The sequence below is a fragment of the Streptomyces sp. NPDC050997 genome, assembly GCF_040660135.1.
GTDB lineage: Bacteria > Actinomycetota > Actinomycetes > Streptomycetales > Streptomycetaceae > Streptomyces.
In genome coordinates this window covers 202,200-220,844 of the sequence record NZ_JBFAGK010000011.1, presented here as the reverse complement: position 1 = coordinate 220,844, position 18,645 = coordinate 202,200, and the positions used below count along the sequence as shown (strand labels likewise).

Annotated in this window: 17 protein-coding genes and 1 tRNA gene; 12 read left to right on the top strand and 6 right to left on the bottom strand. The window is 69.5% G+C overall.

Annotated elements, in window-relative coordinates:
* Nucleotides 1-156: 156 nt before the first annotated feature.
* The 5 genes from AB0H86_RS25405 to AB0H86_RS25385 all read left to right on the top strand — a co-directional run bounded on the left by AB0H86_RS25405 (nucleotide 157) and on the right by AB0H86_RS25385 (nucleotide 4,079).
* Nucleotides 157-615 (top strand): peroxiredoxin, encoded by a 459-nt coding sequence (locus tag AB0H86_RS25405; protein ID WP_362443007.1) that lies wholly within the window; start codon nucleotides 157-159, stop codon nucleotides 613-615.
* Nucleotides 616-735: 120 nt separating this feature from the next.
* Nucleotides 736-1,311, top strand: coding sequence for a calcium homeostasis/redox stress adaptation protein (locus AB0H86_RS25400; protein ID WP_362443004.1), 576 nt, complete (start codon nucleotides 736-738; stop codon nucleotides 1,309-1,311).
* A gap of 98 nt (nucleotides 1,312-1,409) precedes the next feature.
* On the top strand, nucleotides 1,410-1,985 hold the full coding sequence (locus AB0H86_RS25395) for a TerD family protein (RefSeq protein WP_362443001.1): 576 nt from the start codon (nucleotides 1,410-1,412) through the stop codon (nucleotides 1,983-1,985).
* Between the two features lie 75 nt (nucleotides 1,986-2,060).
* The gene (locus tag AB0H86_RS25390) at nucleotides 2,061-3,209 is read left to right on the top strand and encodes a DUF475 domain-containing protein (protein WP_362442998.1); all 1,149 of its coding nucleotides are present in this window, start codon (nucleotides 2,061-2,063) and stop codon (nucleotides 3,207-3,209) included.
* A gap of 132 nt (nucleotides 3,210-3,341) precedes the next feature.
* Entirely contained in the window at nucleotides 3,342-4,079 is a 738-nt protein-coding gene (locus AB0H86_RS25385; protein WP_362443234.1) for a Tellurium resistance, read from the top strand.
* Nucleotides 4,080-4,134: 55 nt separating this feature from the next.
* Here the strand turns inward: AB0H86_RS25385 and AB0H86_RS25380 are convergent, their stop codons facing one another.
* A complete protein-coding gene (locus AB0H86_RS25380) occupies nucleotides 4,135-4,992 on the bottom strand; it encodes a TerD family protein (protein ID WP_362442995.1) in 858 nt (285 codons plus the stop codon).
* A gap of 207 nt (nucleotides 4,993-5,199) precedes the next feature.
* Here AB0H86_RS25380 and AB0H86_RS25375 point away from each other — a divergent pair, with 207 nt between their 5' ends.
* The 3 genes from AB0H86_RS25375 (at nucleotide 5,200) to AB0H86_RS25365 (ending at nucleotide 9,838) form a co-directional block, all read left to right on the top strand.
* Nucleotides 5,200-6,366, top strand: coding sequence for an HpcH/HpaI aldolase/citrate lyase family protein (locus AB0H86_RS25375; RefSeq protein ID WP_362442992.1), 1,167 nt, complete (start codon nucleotides 5,200-5,202; stop codon nucleotides 6,364-6,366).
* Nucleotides 6,367-6,449: 83 nt separating this feature from the next.
* The gene (locus tag AB0H86_RS25370; protein ID WP_362442989.1) at nucleotides 6,450-9,023 is read left to right on the top strand and encodes a phosphoribosyltransferase; all 2,574 of its coding nucleotides are present in this window, start codon (nucleotides 6,450-6,452) and stop codon (nucleotides 9,021-9,023) included.
* The gene (locus AB0H86_RS25365) at nucleotides 9,023-9,838 is read left to right on the top strand and encodes an HAD family hydrolase (RefSeq protein WP_362442987.1); all 816 of its coding nucleotides are present in this window, start codon (nucleotides 9,023-9,025) and stop codon (nucleotides 9,836-9,838) included. Before AB0H86_RS25370 ends, AB0H86_RS25365 begins: the two co-directional genes overlap by 1 nt.
* A gap of 64 nt (nucleotides 9,839-9,902) precedes the next feature.
* On the opposite strand, the gene AB0H86_RS25360 is transcribed toward AB0H86_RS25365, so the two are convergent.
* Complete coding sequence (locus tag AB0H86_RS25360; RefSeq protein ID WP_362443231.1) at nucleotides 9,903-10,583, bottom strand: DedA family protein; 681 nt, start codon at nucleotides 10,581-10,583, stop codon at nucleotides 9,903-9,905.
* Nucleotides 10,584-10,652: 69 nt separating this feature from the next.
* Nucleotides 10,653-10,877, bottom strand: a complete 225-nt coding sequence (locus AB0H86_RS25355) for a zinc ribbon domain-containing protein (RefSeq protein ID WP_362442984.1) — start codon at nucleotides 10,875-10,877, stop codon at nucleotides 10,653-10,655.
* 220 nt (nucleotides 10,878-11,097) lie between these two features.
* On the opposite strand from AB0H86_RS25355, the gene AB0H86_RS25350 reads away from it, so the two are divergent.
* Genes AB0H86_RS25350 through AB0H86_RS25340 form a run of 3 tightly spaced genes read left to right on the top strand, consistent with a single transcriptional unit; the run spans nucleotide 11,098 to nucleotide 15,555 of the window.
* Nucleotides 11,098-13,035 carry a transglycosylase domain-containing protein gene (locus AB0H86_RS25350; protein WP_362443228.1) on the top strand — a complete coding sequence of 646 codons (1,938 nt, stop codon included), beginning with the start codon at nucleotides 11,098-11,100 and terminating at the stop codon, nucleotides 13,033-13,035.
* A 49-nt stretch (nucleotides 13,036-13,084) separates the two neighbouring features.
* Nucleotides 13,085-14,374, top strand: coding sequence for a hypothetical protein (locus tag AB0H86_RS25345; RefSeq protein ID WP_362442982.1), 1,290 nt, complete (start codon nucleotides 13,085-13,087; stop codon nucleotides 14,372-14,374).
* 29 nt (nucleotides 14,375-14,403) lie between these two features.
* Nucleotides 14,404-15,555, top strand: coding sequence for an amidase domain-containing protein (locus tag AB0H86_RS25340; protein ID WP_362442979.1), 1,152 nt, complete (start codon nucleotides 14,404-14,406; stop codon nucleotides 15,553-15,555).
* A gap of 94 nt (nucleotides 15,556-15,649) precedes the next feature.
* Here the strand turns inward: AB0H86_RS25340 and AB0H86_RS25335 are convergent, their stop codons facing one another.
* Both AB0H86_RS25335 and AB0H86_RS25330 read right to left on the bottom strand, forming a co-directional pair.
* A complete protein-coding gene (locus AB0H86_RS25335) occupies nucleotides 15,650-17,065 on the bottom strand; it encodes a hypothetical protein (protein ID WP_362442977.1) in 1,416 nt (471 codons plus the stop codon).
* A gap of 74 nt (nucleotides 17,066-17,139) precedes the next feature.
* Nucleotides 17,140-17,910 (bottom strand): DUF4097 family beta strand repeat-containing protein, encoded by a 771-nt coding sequence (locus AB0H86_RS25330; protein ID WP_362442974.1) that lies wholly within the window; start codon nucleotides 17,908-17,910, stop codon nucleotides 17,140-17,142.
* A gap of 224 nt (nucleotides 17,911-18,134) precedes the next feature.
* Between AB0H86_RS25330 and AB0H86_RS25325 the strand changes: the two genes are divergently transcribed.
* A tRNA-Val gene (locus AB0H86_RS25325) sits at nucleotides 18,135-18,206 on the top strand.
* A gap of 44 nt (nucleotides 18,207-18,250) precedes the next feature.
* On the opposite strand, the gene AB0H86_RS25320 is transcribed toward AB0H86_RS25325, so the two are convergent.
* A complete protein-coding gene (locus AB0H86_RS25320; RefSeq protein ID WP_362442971.1) occupies nucleotides 18,251-18,604 on the bottom strand; it encodes a hypothetical protein in 354 nt (117 codons plus the stop codon).
* Nucleotides 18,605-18,645 lie beyond the last annotated feature (41 nt).

The window sequence follows — 18,645 nt, the reverse complement described above, 5'->3', positions numbered from 1 at the left end:
CTGTGCGCGGTGATCGCCGCGTAGGTCGTGCTTCGGATCAGCCCGCCTCGGAGCCGTGGTGCACGTCCGGCCCCGCGGCCCCGGGGCGTCCGAAGGGCACGACCTAGGGTGGGTGCCACCCGAACAGCCCCACCCCATCGAAGGGAAATCCAGGAGATGGCGATCCAGGTCGGCGACAAGGCCCCCGACTTCGAACTCAAGGACAACCACGGCGCCACCGTGAAACTGTCCGACTTCCGCGGAGCCAAGAACGTAGTACTGCTGTTCTATCCCTTCGCCTTCACCGGTGTGTGCACCGGCGAGCTGTGCGAGCTGCGTGACAACCTTCCGCAGTTCTCCGACCGCGAGACCCAGCTGCTCGCGGTGTCGAACGACTCCATCCACACCCTTCGGGTCTTCGCCGAGCAGGAGGGCCTCGAATACCCGCTGCTGAGCGACTTCTGGCCGCACGGCGAGGTCTCCCGGGCCTACGGCGTCTTCGCCGAGGACAAGGGCTGCGCGGTGCGCGGCACCTTCGTCATCGACAAGGAGGGCGTCGTCCGCTGGACCGTCGTCAACGCCCTGCCGGACGCGCGTGACCTGAACGAGTACGTCAAGGCGCTCGACACCCTGTGATTGTTCGGGTCCAGGGACTGCGAGGTGCGGGAACCCGTCACTAGGATCGAATCGTTGATCCGACATCCGACATCCGACGAACGACGGGGCGCCCCGCCCCTGGACACCAATGGAGGACTCGTGGGAGTCAGCCTCAGCAAGGGCGGCAACGTATCGCTGACCAAGGAGGCCCCGGGCCTGACCGCGGTCATCGTCGGTCTGGGGTGGGACGTCCGTACCACCACCGGCACCGACTTCGACCTGGACGCCAGCGCGCTGCTGGTGAACCCGACCGGCAAGGTCGCCAGTGACGCGAACTTCGTCTTCTTCAACAACCTCAAGAGCGCGGACGGCTCGGTCGAGCACACCGGCGACAACATCACCGGTGAGGGCGAGGGCGACGACGAGCAGATCAAGGTCGACCTCGCCACGGTCCCGGCCGACGTCGACAAGATCGTGTTCCCGGTCTCGATCTACGACGCCGAGAACCGCCAGCAGTCCTTCGGTCAGGTCCGCAACGCGTTCATCCGCGTCGTGAACCAGGCCGGCGAGGCGGAGATCGCGCGCTACGACCTCTCCGAGGACGCCTCGACGGAGACCGCCATGGTCTTCGGCGAGCTGTACCGGCACGGTGCGGAGTGGAAGTTCCGCGCCATCGGCCAGGGCTACGCCTCGGGTCTGCGCGGCATCGCCCAGGACTTCGGCGTGAACGTCTGACCTGCTGAAGGTCTCACTGTCCGGCGCCGCCCTGTTTGGGTGCGGCGCCGGACGTGCAGGACAAGCAGAGAAGCACCGTCTCGGGGAGGGACAGAAACATGGGCGTCACGCTCGCCAAGGGAGGCAATGTCTCCCTGTCCAAGGCCGCACCCAACCTCACCCAGGTGATGGTCGGGCTCGGCTGGGACGCGCGCTCCACCACCGGAGCCGACTTCGACCTCGACGCCAGCGCCCTGATGTGCGACAACGGCCGGGTGCTCGGCGACGAGTGGTTCGTGTTCTACAACCAGCTCAAGAGCCCGGACGGCTCGGTGGAGCACACCGGCGACAACCTCACCGGTGAGGGCGAGGGAGACGACGAGTCGATCCTGATCGACCTCTCCAAGGTGCCGCCCCAGTGCGACAAGATCGTCTTTCCGGTCTCCATCCACCAGGCCGACGAACGCGGCCAGACCTTCGGGCAGGTACAGAACGCCTTCATCCGCGTGGTCAACCAGGCCGACGGCCAGGAGCTCGCGCGCTACGACCTCAGTGAGGACGCCTCCACGGAAACCGCGATGATCTTCGGTGAGGTCTATCGCTACCAGGGCGAATGGAAGTTCCGGGCCGTGGGACAGGGGTACGCGTCGGGGCTGCGAGGCATCGCTCTAGACTTCGGAGTCAACGTTTCGTAAAGCCGAGTACGGCGCGGGGGAGACCCTCCCCCAAGCTCCGCTTGGGGGCGCCCCCAATACACGATTGGGTAGCCAGTGCTTCTGAAAACCTTCGGCTGGTCGTTCGCGGTCACCGCGCTCGGCCTGGTCGCGGCGGTCTTCTACGGGGGGTGGACCGCCTTCGGAATCGTGGCGATCCTCTCCGTCCTCGAGATCTCCCTGTCCTTCGACAACGCGGTGGTCAACGCCGGGATCCTGAAGAAGATGAGTGCCTTCTGGCAGAAGATCTTCCTCACGGTCGGCGTTCTCATCGCCGTCTTCGGCATGCGACTGGTGTTTCCCGTCGTCATCGTCGCCATCAGCGCCAAGATCGGCCCGATCGACGCCGTCGACCTGGCGCTCAACGACAAGGACCAGTACCAGCAGCTGGTCACCGACGCCCACCCGTCGATCGCGGCCTTCGGCGGCATGTTCCTGCTGATGATCTTCCTCGACTTCATCTTCGAGGACCGTGACATCAAGTGGCTCGCCTGGCTGGAGCGACCGCTGGCCAAGCTCGGCAAGGTCGACATGCTGTCGGTCTGCATCTCCCTGATCGTGCTGCTCGTCTCCTCGATGACCTTCGCGGCCCACGCCCACCAGCACGGCGGCGCGCATGCCGACAAGGCGCAGACGGTCCTCATCTCCGGCATCGCGGGTCTGATCACCTACATGATCGTGGGCGGTCTCTCCGGCTACTTCGAGGACAAGCTCGAAGAGGAGGAGGAACGCGAGCACGAGGAGGAGGAAGCGGCCGAGCGCACCGGCAAGCCCCGTTCGGCGGTCACCCTGGCCGGCAAGGCCGCGTTCTTCATGTTCCTCTACCTGGAGGTCCTGGACGCGTCCTTCTCCTTCGACGGTGTGATCGGCGCCTTCGCCGTCACCAACGACATCGTGCTGATGGCCCTCGGCCTCGGTATCGGTGCCATGTACGTCCGGTCGCTCACGGTCTACCTGGTCCGCCAGGGCACCCTCGACGACTACGTCTACCTGGAGCACGGCGCGCACTACGCGATCGGCGCCCTCGCCGTGATCCTCCTGGTCACCATCCAGTACCAGATCCACGAGATCATCACCGGCATGGTCGGCGTCGTCCTGATCGGCTGGTCCTTCTGGTCCTCCGTGCGTCGCAACAACGCTCTGGCAGCGGCCGAGGGAAAAGCGACGGACTCGGACGAGAAGACTGAGGTCTCGTCCGGGGTGTGATCACCTTCTGAGTGAGGAACGCTCTGTGCGGGGCGGTGTCGGGGACGACTCCCCGGTGCCGCCCCGTCGGTCGTCAAGGACGGCGGGTGCGCGACGGCCTGCGGTTCCTACAAGTGGAACGTGGGGGCGGGAATGGGCTTCTTCGAGGGACTCCGGCGCGGGCGCGAGGCCGACTTCGACTCGGGCAACGCCGCCACCAACTCGATAGAACTGACCAAACGGCACAGCCAGGTCTCTCTCACCAAGCAGGGCGCGGCCAACGGCCATCTGCGCGTCAACCTGGCCTGGCGGATGCGGACCTCCGACATGGGCGGCCCCCCGCGAGAGAGCCTGCTCCGGCACCCCTTCAGGGCGCTCAAGCCGCAGGAGGTCCTCGGGCACAGCCAGAGCATGGTCAACGTCGACCTCGACCTGGGCTGCCTCTACGAACTCCAGGACGGCACGAAGGGCGTCGTGCAGCCCCTGGGGGGCTACCTGGGCGACGTCAACGGGGCGCCGTACGTGAAACTCAGCGGCGACGACCGGTTCGGGTCGGCGTCCGGCGAGACCATGTACGTCAATCTCGACCATCGCGACGCCATCAAGCGGCTGCTGGTCTTCGTATACATCTACGACCAGACGCCGGCCTTTGACCGTACGCACGCGATCGTCACGCTGTACCCGAGCAACGGGCCGCGGATCGAGATACATCTCGACGAGCGGCATCCCCAGGCCCGGTCCTGCGCCGTGGTGACGATCGAGAACGTGAAGGGCGAGATGATGGTCCGGCGCGAGGTGAAGTTCGTGTACGGCTTCCAGGCGGAGCTGGACCGGTTGTACGGGTGGGGACTGCAGTGGGGCAGGGGCTACAAGGCGAAGGCGGAGCGGTGAGTTCCGCGGCCGCCTTCGCGAGACGTGTTCCCCGCGCCCCCGCGGGACGGGGTGCCTACCGCCCGATGAACTGCGGCCCCTGCGGAGGCAGGCGGAAGTCCGGGTCCGGTGCGGTGGCCGTCTGCTGCGGGTAGCCGTAGGCGGGCTGGCTGGTCGGCTGCGGGTAGCCGTAGGCCGGCTGGACCGTGGCCGCGGCGGCGGGCTGCTGGGGGTAACCGTAGGCCGGCTGGGTGGGGACGCCGGTCGGCTGTTCCGGGGGCAGGGGCTGGGAGGAGAGCTCGGAGGCATGCTGGGTCGGGGCGGGTGGAGCCGAGACGATCGTGGTCGCCGCGATCTCCGGCGCCTCCTGGGGTCCTGCCCCGAGGCCCTCCGACTCGTCCACCGAGATGCCGTAGTCGGTCGCCAGCCCCTGCAGGCCGTTGGAGTAGCCCTCGCCCAGCGCGCGGAACTTCCAGCCATCGCCCCGCCGGTACAGCTCACCGCAGATCAGGGCGGTTTCCTCGCCCGTCGTCGGCCGGATGTCGAAGTAGGCCAGGGGTTCACCGTCGGCGACCGTGGCGTCGTACAGCAGGATGCGCAGGCTCTGTACGCGGTCGAAGGTGACATCGTCCGCCGAGGCGACCAGGTAGATCTGGGCGACATCGGGCTCGACACCGGCGAGATCTGTCTGGATCGTGTCGGTGAGGCCTTCGGCGTCGCGTTTCTTGCCCAGCCGCCAGACCTTGCCGGAGGGATGCCGGGGCTGGTTGTAGAAGACGAAGTCCTCGTCGGATCGCACCCGGCCGTCGGCGCCGACGAGCAGCGCCGAGGCGTCGACGTCCGGAACCCCCTGCCCAGGCGCCCAGCGCAGTACTGCGCGTACCGTGGTGGTTGCGAGCGGGACGTTCGACCCCTTCAGCATCGCGTGCGTCATGCGGTCATCCTGCCCTCTCGGTCCTGGTCACGACAACGCGGGGGTGCCGGATCGCCGGAGATTCCGATCCCCGTCGAAACGGCTGTGTGCGCCCGCGTTACCAGAAATTCATGCCTGGTGGGAACCCTTGGTATGGATCTCTACGTACTATTACCGGCCACCTGTGAACCGTTCACAGGGGACGCTTGACCACCACGGGGGAGTTCCATGCGTCATTTCGGGCATATTGCCCCTGAGGTGCGGCAGCGCCTCTTCCACCGGGAGCCCTGCTCGTTCACCGCGGACTCCCCGTCCCGGCTGCTCTCCGCGGCCCTGGGCGCCACCCTCTACAGTCCCGCCACCCGGCCGCGGCTCGCCGACGACATCGTCAAACAGACCGACCGCGGCGTGGTCTCGATGGTGCTGTGCCTGGAGGACTCCATCGGCGACGAGGACGTCGCGGACGCCGAGGGGAACCTCGTACGCCAGTTCACCGACCTCGCCGAACGCGGCCCGGCGGACCTTCCGCTGCTGTTCGTCCGGGTGCGGTCGCCCGAGCAGATCCCCGATCTCGTACGACGCCTGGGCCCGGCCGCCCGGCTGCTGTCCGGTTTCGTGATGCCGAAGTTCACCGAGGAACGCGGCATCCCCTTCCTGGAGGCCCTGCACAGCGCCGAGGCCGAGAGCGGACGGCGGCTGTTCGCCATGCCGGTGCTGGAGTCACCGGAGCTGCTCTACCGCGAGTCGAGGGTGCAGACCCTGGAGGGCATCGCGCGCACGGTCGACAAGTACCGCGAGCGGGTCCTGGCGCTGCGCCTGGGCGTGACCGACTTCTGCTCCTCGTACGGTCTGCGCAGAGCCCCCGACATGACCGCTTGGGACGTGCAGATCGTCGCCTCCGTGATCTCCGACGTGGTGAACATGCTGGGGCGGGCCGACGGCACCGGGTTCACGGTCACCGGGCCGGTGTGGGAGTACTTCCGCGTGCAGGAGCGCATGTTCAAGCCGCAGCTGCGCCGCAGCCCCTTCCTGGACGGCCAGGCCGAGGAACTGCGTGAGGCGCTCATCGAGCACTCCATGGACGGACTGCTGCGCGAGATCACCCTCGACCAGGCCAACGGACTGCTCGGCAAGACCTGTATCCACCCCTCCCACGTGCTGCCCGTGCACGCACTGTCGGTGGTCAGTCACGAGGAGTACAGCGACGCCCAGGACATCCTGCGGCCCGAGCGGGGCGGCGGCGGGGTGCTGAGGTCGGCGTACACGAACAAAATGAACGAAGTGAAGCCGCATCGCGCCTGGGCGGAGCGGACCCTGCTGCGCGCCGAGGTGTTCGGCGTGGCGAACGAGGACATCGGTTTCGTGGAACTCCTCGCCGCCGGGATCCCGGCCTGAACGGGCGTCCTCTCCACCGACTTCCTCTCCACCGGCCTCTACTCAACTGGCCTCTACTCCACCGGCCTCTACTCAAGGGACGCATGAACAAAGCAGTGAACGACGGGGTGTGGTCCGGCAGTTGGGTCGCCGAGCGGCTCGGCGTCGAGCTCGTGGGCGACGACGGGCTGACGGACCTGCTGGGGCTCGCGCTGCGCCGCAACCCCAAGCGGGCGCATCTGCTGGTCTCCCATGTGCTCGGCAAGCACGTACCGCAGTCGCCGTCCGTGGTGTACGGCCACGGGTTCGACCTCGGCCGACGCGTGCGTGACCTGCTGGGCGCCGAGGAGGCGGGCCGGGCGGTCGTCCTCGGGTACGCGGAGACCGCCACGGGTCTCGGCCACTGCGTCGCGGACGGTCTGGGCTCGGCCCCCTATCTGCACTCCACCCGCCGCCCGGTCCCGGGTGTCGCCACGGCGGGCGGCTTCGAGGAGTCCCACTCGCACGCCACCTCCCATCTGCTGCTGCCCCAGGACCCGGCCCTGCTGGTGGGCGACGGGCCGCTGGTACTGGTCGACGACGAGTTCTCCACGGGCAACACGGTGTTGAACACCGTCCGGGATCTTCATGAGCGGTATCCGCGGCGGCGGTACGTGGTCGTCGCCCTCGTAGACATGCGCTCGGAGGCGGACGCGGGCCGCTTGGACGACTTCGCCCGGGAGATCGGAGCGAGGGTGGACCTGGTGGCGGCGGCGTCGGGGACCGTACGGCTGCCGGAGGGGGTGTTGGAGAAGGGCCAGGCCCTGGTGGCGCGGTACGAGTCTGAGGGTGCCGCGCAGGGTATTCGGTCGTCTGCGGCAGCGTCGGGGCCGGTCGCGCAGTTCCCCGCGCCCCTGAAGCAGGGCGCTGCAGAGGCCGACCCCTCAGGGGCGCGGGGAACTGCGCGACCAGCCCCCACCGACCCGCACACGCCCCACAACCAGGTCACCCGAGTCGACCTGCGCTGGCCTCGCGGCCTCCCCGACGGCGGAAGACACGGCTTCACCCCCGCGCACCGAATACGACTGGAGACCGCCCTCCCGGCCATGGCGGCACGCCTTGCCGAGGCGCTCCCGCAAGACGCGCACCGCGTGCACATCCTCGGGTTCGAGGAGCTGATGTACGCACCCCTGCGGCTGGCCCGCGAACTGGAGCGGGTCACGGACGCCGAGGTGCGTTACTCGACCACCACCCGCTCACCCGTCCTCGCCGTCGACGACCCGGGCTACGCGATACGCAGCCGCCTGGTGTTCCCGGCGCACGACGACCCGGCGGACGGCCCCGGCGAGCGCTACGCCTACAACGTGGCGGGCGCCGGCTTCGACACCGTCGTCGCCGTCGTCGACTCGGCCGCGGACACCCCTGAACTGCACGCGCCGGGCGGCCTGTTGGCCCAGCTCGCGGCACACACGCCGCAGGTCCTGCTCGCGGTGGTCCCCTCGTACGTCCCCGAACCCCGGTACGTCCCCGAAAGGCCCGCCATGCTGCCCGAGCCCCTCCGTGGCCCAGCCTTCTCCTCGTACCCGCCCGACGAGGTCGGCTGGCTGCTCCAGGACCTCTCGGACGTGACGCTGGAAGCGCCGACCGAGGAGCGCGAGGAGGCCATCCAGAGCGGCGGCGCACACTACGCCGAGTCGCTGCCGGTGGAGTACCAGCCCACCGAGCAGTACCAGGAGCTGTTCCACACCGCCCTGGAGGAGTCGGCGGGGCGGCTGGCGCGGGCGGTCGGCGCGGTCACCGAGATCGTGCTGGCGGAGCGGTCGCCACGGCCCGTCCTGGTGTCGCTGGCCCGCGCGGGCACACCCGTCGGCGTGCTGATGCGCCGATGGGCCCAGTTCCGGCACGGGCTCGACCTGCCGCACTACGCCGTCTCCATCGTGCGCGGTCGCGGCATCGACGCCAACGCGCTGCGCTGGCTGGCCGCCCACCACGACCCCCGTGACGTCGTCTTCGTCGACGGCTGGACCGGCAAGGGTGCCATCACCCGCGAACTCGCCGACGCTGTCAAGGAGTTCGAGGCATCCGACGGCATCACCGGCTTCGACCCGGAGATCGCGGTGCTGGCCGACCCCGGCTCGTGCGTACGGACGTACGGCACCCGGGAGGACTTCCTGATCCCCTCCGCCTGCCTCAACTCCACGGTGTCCGGCCTGATTTCCCGTACGGTGCTGCGCGCCGACCTGGTCGGACCGAACGACTTCCACGGCGCGAAGTTCTACCGCGAACTCGCCGGCACCGATGTGTCCGTCGCCTTCCTGGACGCGGTGTCCGCCCGCTTCCCGGAGCTCCTGGACGCGGTGGACGCACAGGCCAAGGAGCTGCTGTCCGGCGACCGCGCCCCGACCTGGGAGGGCTGGGCGGCCGTCGAGCGGATCAGCGAGGAGTACGGCATCCACGACGTGAACCTCGTCAAGCCCGGCGTCGGCGAGACCACTCGGGTGCTGCTGCGCCGGGTGCCCTGGAAGATCCTTGCGCGAGCCGGAGCGGGGGCCGACCTGGACCACGTACGCCTGCTCGCCGAACAGAGAGGTGTCCCGGTGGAAGAGGTCGCCGAACTCCCGTACACCTGTGTGGGGTTGATCCACCCGAAGTACACGCGGGGCGCGACGGGCGCCGACGGCAGGGCGGTGACGGTCTGATGCCTGTGCTGGTGGCGAGTGACCTCGACCGTACGCTCATCTACTCCGCCGCGGCCCTCGCGCTGACCATGCCGGACCCGCGGGCACCCCGGCTGCTCTGCGTGGAGGTGCACGAGAGGCAGCCGCTGTCGTACATGACGGAGACGTCGGCCGAACTGCTCACCGAACTCGGTGACGCGGCGGTTTTTGTCCCCACGACGACACGGACGCGTAAGCAGTACCAGCGCATCAATCTGCCGGGCCCGCCGCCCACGTACGCGATCTGCGCCAACGGCGGGCACCTCCTCGTGGACGGTGTCTCCGACCCCGAGTGGCACGCGCGCGTCACGGCCCGGCTCGCCGACGAGTGCGCCTCGCTGGACGAGGTGCGCGAGCACCTGATGAACACCGCCGACCCGCTGTGGGTGCGCAAGCACCGGATCGCCGAGGACCTCTTCGCCTACCTGGTCGTCGAACGCGAACTCCTCCCCGAGGAGTGGGTGAAGGAACTCGCGGTCTGGGCGGAGAACCGGGGCTGGACCGTCTCCCTCCAGGGCCGCAAGCTCTACGCCGTCCCGAAGCCGCTCACCAAGAGCGCCGCCGTGCACGAGGTCGCCCGCCGCACCGGGGCCACGCTCACCCTGGCCGCCGGCGACTCCCTCCTCGACGCCGACCTCCTGCTCGCCGCGGACCAGGGCTGGCGCCCGGGGCACGGCGAACTGGCGGACGCCGACTGGACCGCGCCGGCGATCACCGCACTGCCCGAGCGGGGGGTACTCGCGGGGGAGCGGATCCTGCGGGAGTTCCTGCGGGTGGCCCGGCAGGGGGCGGTCTGAGGACCGGCTTTCAGGGGCGCTTTCAGCTTTCAGCAGGGGCGGGTGCGGGGGCTTCCGGGGCATTTCAGGCCGCGCTCCCTCGCCCCCGCTCCCGTCCCCGCCGGCCCGACCCCGGTCGCCGCAGCAGGCGTACGCCGACCAACGCCAGGACCGCCACGACGGCCACGGCGAAGACGACCTTCGAGTACGCGGAGACGATCGACGTGACCTGCGTCCAGTTGTCGCCCAGGGCGTACCCCGCGAGCACGAACGCGGTGTTCCAGATCGCGCTGCCCAGCGTGGTCAGGCCGAGGAACACCGGCAGGGGCATGCGCTCGACGCCGGCCGGCACCGACATCAGGCTGCGGAGGACCGGGATCATCCGGCCGAAGAACACCGCCTTGGCGCCGTGCCGCAGGAACCACGCCTCGGTCTTCTCGATGTCCGTGACGTTCACCAGCGGCAGTCGGCCCGCGATCGCGACCGTGCGGTCACGCCCGAGCAGTGCGCCGACCCCGTAGAGCGCGAGCGCGCCGACCACCGAACCCGCCGTCGTCCACAGCAGGACGGCGAGCAGGCCCATCCGCCCGCTGCTCGCCGCGAAACCCGCGAGCGGCAGGATCACCTCGCTGGGCAGCGGAGGGAAGAGGTTCTCCAGGGCGATGGCGATGCCCGCACCCGGGGCGCCCAGCGTGTCCATGAGGTCGTTGACCCACTGCGGGGCCGCACCCCTGTCCGCGGCCGGCCGCGCTGCCATGGCTGTCATGGCTGTCATGCGGGCACCGTAGGAAACCGCGGCTGAAGGGAGCCTGAAGAAGCCCGGCGCGAACGGCCGTCAGCCGCAGCAGCCCCCGCCGCAGCAGCCGCCGCCTCCACCGCCACTCGCCCGGGGCGCCGCCGCCGGGGCGGAGGCCGAGCCGCCGACCGCCACCGTGGACAGGAGCTTCACCGTGTCGTCGTGGCCGACGGGGCAGGCGGCGGGCGCGGAGGACTCGGCCATCGGGCGGCTGAGTTCGAAGGTGTCGCCGCAGGTCCGGCAGCGGTACTCGTAGCGAGGCATGCGAGCAGGGTATCGGGACGCCTTGGACGGCGGACGTGACCAACATCACAAGATCGCCATGTTCCTTACTGATCGGTATGTCGTCGTTCGGTCAACTTCTTATATGAAGAAACTGCGAAGATCGTTGTAGATTTCGGTCGTGACCGGGACAGCGCAGCGCACGGGCCGGCCGACTGACCACCGCCGCCCGCGCCGTCGACGGGCGGCATCGAAACGGCCCCTGTGGGCGGCGCTACGCCGTCTCCGCCCCGCCTACCCACGGCCGGGCCGCACCGGCCTGCGCCGCTGGGTCCCCTCCCCGCGTCAGTGGCTCGGGGTCCTCCTGGCCTCGGTCGGCATGACCGGGCTGTTCCTGGGCGTCGCCTACGCGACCACGGACGTACCGGAGAACCTGAACAGCTACGCCACCCAGCAGGACAACGTCTACTTCTGGTCCGACGGCACCCCCATGGCCCGCACCGGTTGGGTGCGGCGGCAGGCGATGCCGCTCAAGGACATACCCGAGGACGTCCGCTGGGCGGTGCTCGCGGCGGAGAACGAGAGCTTCTACTCCGACCCCGGCATCTCCTTCAAGGGTTTGACCCGCGCGCTGTGGCGAACCGTCGGCGAGGGGGACACCGAGGGCGGCTCGACCATCACCCAGCAGTACGTCAAGAACGTCTACCTGACGCAGAACCAGACGGTCGGCCGCAAGTTCAACGAGGCGATGATCGCCCTCAAGCTCGACAACGGGATGAGCAAGGACCAGATCCTGGAGGGCTACCTCAACACCAGCTGGTTCGGCCGCGGCACCTACGGCATTCAACGCGCATCCCAGGCCTACTACGGCAAGGACGTCACCCGTCTGAACGCCAGTCAGGCCGCCGTCCTCGCCTCGCTGTTGAAGGGCGCCGGACTGTACGACCCCACTCTCAGCAAGGCCAACCACAAGCGTGCCGTGGAGCGTTGGTCCTGGGTCCTCGACCGGATGGTCGACGTCGGCAAGCTGTCGCCGGCCGAGCGGGCCACGTACAAGACGTTTCCCGAGCCGCTCAAGTCGGCCCGCGTCTACGACACCGGCAAACAGAGCGACTACCTGGTGGAGTTGGCGCAGCAGTACGCCAAGAAGTCCGCGCACATCTCGGCCAAGCAGTTCGACCTCGGCGGCTACCAGATCTACACGACCTTCGACCGCAAGCGGGAGGCCGCTCTCACCGACGCCGTGGCCAAGGCCCGCAAGCAGGCGACGAAGGACGACCCGAAAGCGGCCAAGGCCGTGCACTACGGTGCCGCCTCCGTCGCCACCGACGGCCGGATCCTCGCCGTCCACGGCGGACCCGACCACCGTACGCAGGGCTACAACGAGTCCAACACCAGTACCGTGCAGGCCGGTTCGGTGTTCCTGCCGTTCGTCTACGCGGCCGGTCTCGAACACGGGGTCCACAAGACGCGCGGCGGTGCCGCCACAGCGGTCACCCCGCAGACGCTCTACGACGGCGACGACAAAATCCCCGTCACCACGCCCGAGGGGCCGTACTGGGACCGCGGCGGCAAGACGGTCGCCGCCCGCAACGACGGCGACAGGTCGTACGGGAAGATCACCCTCGGCAAGGCGCTCGCCGAGTCCGTGAACACGCCGTTCATGCAACTCGGCATGGACACCGGCCTGGACAAGGTACGCCAGACCGCCGAGGCGGCCGGGCTGCTCGCCTCCAGCATGGGGCCACAGGTGCCCGCGCTGTCCGTGGGCAGTTCCACACCGAGCGCCATCCGGATGGCGAGCGGTTACGCGACCTTCGCCGCGGCGGGCAAGCACACCGAGCCGTACTCGGTACGCCGTATCACCCGCAACGGCTCGTCGGTCCGGCTGGACACCCCCACCGCGCGCCGGGCGATCGACGCCCAGGTGGCCGAGGAGGTCTCCCAGGCGCTGACCGACTCCCTGCGCGCCGCCCATCCCACCGTCCCCGCCCTCGACGCGGCCGGGAAGCCCGGCACCACCGAGGACGACACCGCCGCCTGGTACGCCGGCACCGCCGCGTCCGTGTCGACCGCGGTCGTCGTCTACCGCATGGACTTGGCCAAGTCCCTTGAGCCGCTGCCGCTCAAGGGCCTGGCCGGCAGCTCGGCCGACAGCGTCCCGTACGCCGTCTGGTCGGGCGCCATGGGCCTCGGCTGACCTCCGAGGCCCGCGCCACCCGCACCCTCCCGCGCAGAATGAGTACCGCATGCCTCGCACGAAGAAAACCACCGGCAGGCGCCGAAGAGAGCGCCCCCGCCGCCGGGCCAGCCCGGAGTTCCTGACCGTCGCCGCCTTCCTCGTCGTGGCCACCCTGGTCGGGGGCTCCCTGGTCCTGACCCGCCAGGACCACACCGCGTCCACCGCCTCCGCCGGAACGAACAAGACCCCCGAGGCCGCCCCCAAGAAGACCGCGAAACCCAAGTGGGACGGGAAGACCGAGATCCTCGGGGACGGCTCCACTTCCTACACCGGCCCGAAGAAAGGGCAGTTGAAGGCCGAGCCGCTCAAACCCGGTGAGAAACCGCCCCAGTTCGTCGTCTTCTCCTGGGACGGTGCGTTGGAGGGCAGCGACCATCTCTTCTCGCACTACCGGGAGTTCGCAAAGAAGTACGACGCCCATATGACGTTCTTCCTCACCGGTATCTACCTGCTCCCGAAGGACAAGGCGAAGCTCTACCAGCCGCCGCAGCACCCGGCGGGCTCCGCGTCCATCGACTTCGCGACCGGCGACCACATCCGCACCACGCTGGAACAGCTCAGCGAGACCTACGAGGACGGGAACGAGATCGGCACCCACTTCAACGGTCACTTCTGCGGAAAGAAGGGCGGCGGCGACTGGAGCGTCGCCGAGTGGAAGAGCGAGATCGACCAGTTCTACTCGTTCGTCGAGAACTGGAAGACCAACACCGGCTACAAGGACATCGACCCGCTGCCCTTCGACTTCAAGAAGGAGGTCGCGGGCGGCCGCGCCCCCTGCCTGGAGGGGCAGAAGAACCTGCTGAAGGCCGCCAAGAGCTACGGCTGGCGCTACGACGCCAGCTCCGCGGGCGACTTCCAGATATGGCCGGCCAAGAAGAGCGGTGTCTGGGACTTCCCGCTCCAGATGCTCCCCTACGAGGGCGGCACCTACCAGGGCCTCTCGATGGACTTCAACTTCCTCTACAACCAGTCCGACGGCGAGACCGACGGCAACCCCGCCGACTACCCGCAGTGGGAACAACAGACCGTCGAGTCCTACATGTCCGGCTTCGACCGCGTGTACTACGGCAGCCGGGCCCCGCTGTTCATCGGCAACCACTTCGAGGACTGGAACGGCGGCATCTACATGAAGGCAGTCGACCAGGTCATCGAGAAAGTCTGCACGAAGGAGGACGTCAAGTGCGTGTCCTTCAAGGAACTGGCCGACTGGCTGGACGTGCAGAAACCGGAGACCTTGGCGAGCCTGCGCGGACTCGATCCCGCGCAGTCCCCCAACTGGTCGACGGTCGTGCGCTGAACCACCCCCCACCTCAAGGAGAAAACCCAGTGAGATCCAGCAAGTCCGCTGCGAGCAGAGCCCGTCGCGCCACCGTGGTCGCGTCGGCCCTCTCCGCCGCCCTGCTCCCCGTGACCGCCGCCCACGCGGCCGGCGGCACCCCGTCCCCCGTCGTGACCGCGGCGACCACCGACGCGTTCGGCCGCGCCGCGGACGCCCTGCTCACCGACCGCACGGCAGCGCTCCTCGACGGGCCCTCGTCCGCTCGTACGGCCCTGAAGGCGACCGGCGGCGTCCAGCTCGCCGCCGCGCAGGCCACGACCGAGAACACCGCCCTGACCTCCCTGCAGTCCACCCGCTCCCGGCTCGCCGCGCTCGGCGAGGCGTACACCGACGGCGACACCAAGGTCACCGTCGACAGCACCCGCGTGAGCGGCTCCACGGCCACGGTCCAGGTCACCGAGGCCACCACGCTGACGTACGCGAAGATACGCGGCGACGAACCCGCCACCACGGGCTTCACCGCGCACCACGAACTCACCTTCGCCGCCCGCACGGACGGCACCTGGCAGCTCACCGGCGAACGGCTCACCGACCGCGGCCCCCGCCCCGTCAACCAGCCCGCCCCGGCCACCACGGCGGCCACCGTCCGTCCGTTCGCCGTCATCGACGCGCCCAAGTCGGCCACCACCTACCCCGCCCCGGCCAAGCCCAAGAACCTCGCCACCACGACCCCGTACAACTACGCGGCGATGGCGACGTACGCCGAGAAGTACTGGAAGGACTACAACTCCGCCTACCGGCGCTACAACAGCGCCGGCGGCGACTGCACCAACTTCCTCAGCCAGTCCCTCTTCGCCGGCGGCTGGAAGCAGGTCACCAGCTCCACCGAGGACTACAGCACCTGGTACTCCAAGACGAGCGAATCCGACACCTGGATCGGCGTCAACGAGTGGTCCTGGTTCACGCAGACCGCCAAGCGGACGACCGCGCTGGCGAACGCGTACCAGATGGACCTCGGTGACGTGCTGCAGGTGGACTTCGACAAGGACGGGTCGAAGGACCACTCCATGATGACCACGTACCGCAGCTCCAGCGGTGTCCCGTACCTGACCTACCACGACACCGACACTTACCGGCGGTCGCTGTCGAGCCTGATCGCGTCGTACCCGAACTCGGCGTACTACGGCTACCGCAGCTAGGCGCTCCGCTGGGTGGCGCCGTTTTCGTCTGCGGCGCCATTGGGGCTGGTCGCGCCCACGCGGCGGAGCCGCATATCGATACAGCCCCGCGCCCCTACGGGGTGGCGGAACCGCGTTCTTCCCGGATCTGCGCGACTACCCGGGCCACCGACTGGCGCACCACCTCTGTCTCCGTGAGGAAGTGCCAGTAGTCCGGGTGCCTGCCCTCCAGGCCCGCGATCGCCCGGTCCAGGCGGCCCACGGAGTCGTCGAGGGGGCGGGCGTGTCGCGGTTCGGGTGTTGTCCGGCCCGTCATCGCGAGGCGCTGGGCGTCGCGGATGGCGAAGCGGGTGCGGTCGATCTCCCGCTGGGGGTCCTTCTGTACGGCGTTGAGCCGCTCCAGCCGGTCGCGCGCGGCGGAGACGGACTCGTCGGTCGTGTTGAGCAGCGCGCGAACGGTCGACAGCAGGGCGGTGGCGTCCGGCCAGCGCTGTTCGTCGCGGGCGGCGCGGGCCTCCCGTAGCTTCTGCTCGGCCTGCGCCACATGGTCCGCGGCCTGCTCCGGTACGTGCTGGAGGTCCTGCCAGCAGTCGGCGGTGAAACGCCGGCGCAGCTCGCTCATGACCGGCTCGACCTGGCCCGCGCGGGTGGTGAGGGCCTGGGCGCGGGTGCGCAGGGAGACCAGCCGGTGGTCGATCTCGGCGGCCCGCTCGGGCAGCCGCTCGGCCTCCACCCGGACCGCCTCGGCTTCCCGCGCCACGCGTTCGGCGCGCTCCAGTGTCTCCGGCACGCCGTGCTGTCCGGCTCCCTGGTTCAGTTTCGTCAGCTCGGGGGCGAGGGCGGCGAGACGGGCGGCGAGATCGTCCGCCTTGAGCTGTGTTTCCCGTACCGCGTCAAGGGCGTTCGACGCGGCCAGCAGCCCCTGCCGGGCCCGTTCGACCGCCGGGGCCAGCCGGGCCAGCTGTGTCTCCGCCTTGCCGAGCAGCGGCCCGAGGCTGTCACCGAATCGATCCAGCTCCCGCTTGACGCCGGTCAGGTCGTCCTTGGCCTTGGTGAGCTCGGTACGCGCGTGTGCCGCGACCGACGCCTCCAGGTCGTCCCGGTCGAGGTCGTGGGCGTCGACGGCCTCGATGTAGCGGTGGCTGGCCTCGTCGATGCGGCGGCCCAGCGCGTCGAAGTCGGAGATCGCGCGCCGGGCGGCAGGGGAGTCGTCGACGGCCATGATCGTCTCTATCGAGATCCGCAGGTCGCGCTGGGCGGTGTCCAGCTCGTAGAACGCGGCCGCCGCGGCGTCCTTCGCCGCCTGCGCGTCGGCCCGCTGGTTCTCCGCGCGCCCGCCGAACCAGCGCCGGGTGCCGCCGCCGGCGAACGCGGCGGGCAGCGCGAGCGCGGCGATCAGCGGCAGACCGACCAGGGTGAGGGCGTCGCGGAGAGCTTGCCGCACGGGGTGTGCGAGCCGCACGGCATCCGGCGCGGGATGGTGTGCGCCCGGCGTCAACGGCGAGTCCGACTGCGGTGGTGTCGCCGTCACATCCCTCTCCCGTGCTGTGATCCGTCCTGCCCAGTGTCATTCTCCCACCGGTTGGGGACGAACACACGGGCCGATCAGTTCGCGGTTCGGACCGTGACCTTGCCGTCGCCGGTCTGCGCGGACACCCGGTGGGAGCTGGAGTCGCTCCGCGGCACGGACACGTCCTCGCCGCCGTCGCCGGTCCGGGTCGTGACGCGGTACGTGGCGCGGGGCAGCTCCATCGTGACGGAGCCGTCTCCGGAGCGGGATTCCACCAGGTCCGGCACCGAGCCGAGTTCGAGGTGCACCGAGCCGTCGCCGGTCCGGGTGCTGACCTTGCGCGAGGAGACCTCGGCGTGGATCGACCCGTCGCCGGTGCGCAGCTCCAGCGGGCCGGTGGTGTCGGTGACGTGTACGGAGCCGTCCCCGGTACGGATGCTCAGCGCGTCCTCGAAGCCCCGGGCCCGGACGCTGCCGTCGCCGTCCTCGACCTTCACGGCGATTCCGCGCGGTACCTCGATGCGGTGCCGGGCGGCGCAGTCGGCGATCACGCCGGTGCACTTCATCCGCAGCTTCAGCCGGTCGTCCCGCATGGACCAGGTGACCTTGGGATCCTTGCCGACGGCGACCGTGCCCTTGAACCAGCGGGTCACCTCGATCTTGCCCGCCGCGTTGTCGTCCGCGGCGACGATCTCCAGCGCCGAGTCGTCGGAGTCGATGGTGAGCGTGCGTCCCTGGAGCGCGAAGGACCGGTGCTCGGGGTCCTTGTCGTCCCCCGCGGAGGCACCGCACGCGGCGGCCCCCGCGACGAGGAGCGTGACGACACCGGCGGCGGCGACGGTTCGGGCGGCAATGGAACGGGCCATGACGAATTCCCCCTGGGACGGCTGACGAAGGCTCGGCCGGCGCTCCGCGCGCCCGCTCTTGTCCGCTCTTCGTCCTTCGACCGTACGGAGTCCGGGCCCGCCGCGGGATCCAGCGCACTCCCGCATTCCAGGTGGGGATAACCCCCGCACGCGGCCTCACGGACCGGCCCCGGTACGGGTTTGTGGGACAGCGCCCCGGGCAGGGTAGGCTGTCGACTCGTCTCGGGTGCGTAGCTCAGGGGTAGAGCGCCTGCCTTACAAGCAGGATGTCGGCGGTTCGAAACCGTCCGCGCCCACACCAGGAGAAGACCCCGGCCGATCACGGCCGGGGTCTTCTCGTTCAGGTCTTCTCCTCTTCGGGGGTCCCCCGAGTCCCGTACGCGTACTTCAGCTTCGTGCGGGCGTCCACGCGCTCCGCCGCGGCGACCTCCGCCCAGAAGCGGTGGCAGCTGACGAAGACCGCGAGTTCGTGCTCGCGCTGCCGGAGCTTCTCCACCTCGGCCTGTTCGTCGGCCGTCCAGCCGGGGGAGGCGGGGCGCTCCACCTTGCGCCAGCCGCCCGCGTCACTGAAGCCGTCCAGCGGTTCGACCGACCAGGGGAGCCGCTTCAGCAGGGCCGACAACTCGGCCCGGACCTGATGCAGTTCCTCCTGACCGGCGAGGAGGTCACTCGGAAAGTCATAGGTCGTAGCCACAGCGCAATGGTACGCCTGTTCGATTTTGGGTTGCGAGTCCC

What these genes read in the sequence shown, in the direction of transcription:
- AB0H86_RS25330 (WP_362442974.1), bottom strand. Translation starts at nt 17,910, where the DNA reads ATGGCCCGTTCCATTGCCGCCCGAACCGTCGCCGCCGCCGGTGTCGTC.
- AB0H86_RS25380 (WP_362442995.1), bottom strand. Translation starts at nt 4,992, where the DNA reads ATGACGCACGCGATGCTGAAGGGGTCGAACGTCCCGCTCGCAACCACC.
- AB0H86_RS25395 (WP_362443001.1), top strand. Translation starts at nt 1,410, where the DNA reads ATGGGCGTCACGCTCGCCAAGGGAGGCAATGTCTCCCTGTCCAAGGCC.
- AB0H86_RS25360 (WP_362443231.1), bottom strand. Translation starts at nt 10,583, where the DNA reads ATGACAGCCATGGCAGCGCGGCCGGCCGCGGACAGGGGTGCGGCCCCG.
- AB0H86_RS25355 (WP_362442984.1), bottom strand. Translation starts at nt 10,877, where the DNA reads ATGCCTCGCTACGAGTACCGCTGCCGGACCTGCGGCGACACCTTCGAA.
- AB0H86_RS25375 (WP_362442992.1), top strand. Translation starts at nt 5,200, where the DNA reads ATGCGTCATTTCGGGCATATTGCCCCTGAGGTGCGGCAGCGCCTCTTC.
- AB0H86_RS25345 (WP_362442982.1), top strand. Translation starts at nt 13,085, where the DNA reads ATGCCTCGCACGAAGAAAACCACCGGCAGGCGCCGAAGAGAGCGCCCC.
- AB0H86_RS25370 (WP_362442989.1), top strand. Translation starts at nt 6,450, where the DNA reads ATGAACAAAGCAGTGAACGACGGGGTGTGGTCCGGCAGTTGGGTCGCC.
- AB0H86_RS25385 (WP_362443234.1), top strand. Translation starts at nt 3,342, where the DNA reads ATGGGCTTCTTCGAGGGACTCCGGCGCGGGCGCGAGGCCGACTTCGAC.
- AB0H86_RS25405 (WP_362443007.1), top strand. Translation starts at nt 157, where the DNA reads ATGGCGATCCAGGTCGGCGACAAGGCCCCCGACTTCGAACTCAAGGAC.
- AB0H86_RS25365 (WP_362442987.1), top strand. Translation starts at nt 9,023, where the DNA reads ATGCCTGTGCTGGTGGCGAGTGACCTCGACCGTACGCTCATCTACTCC.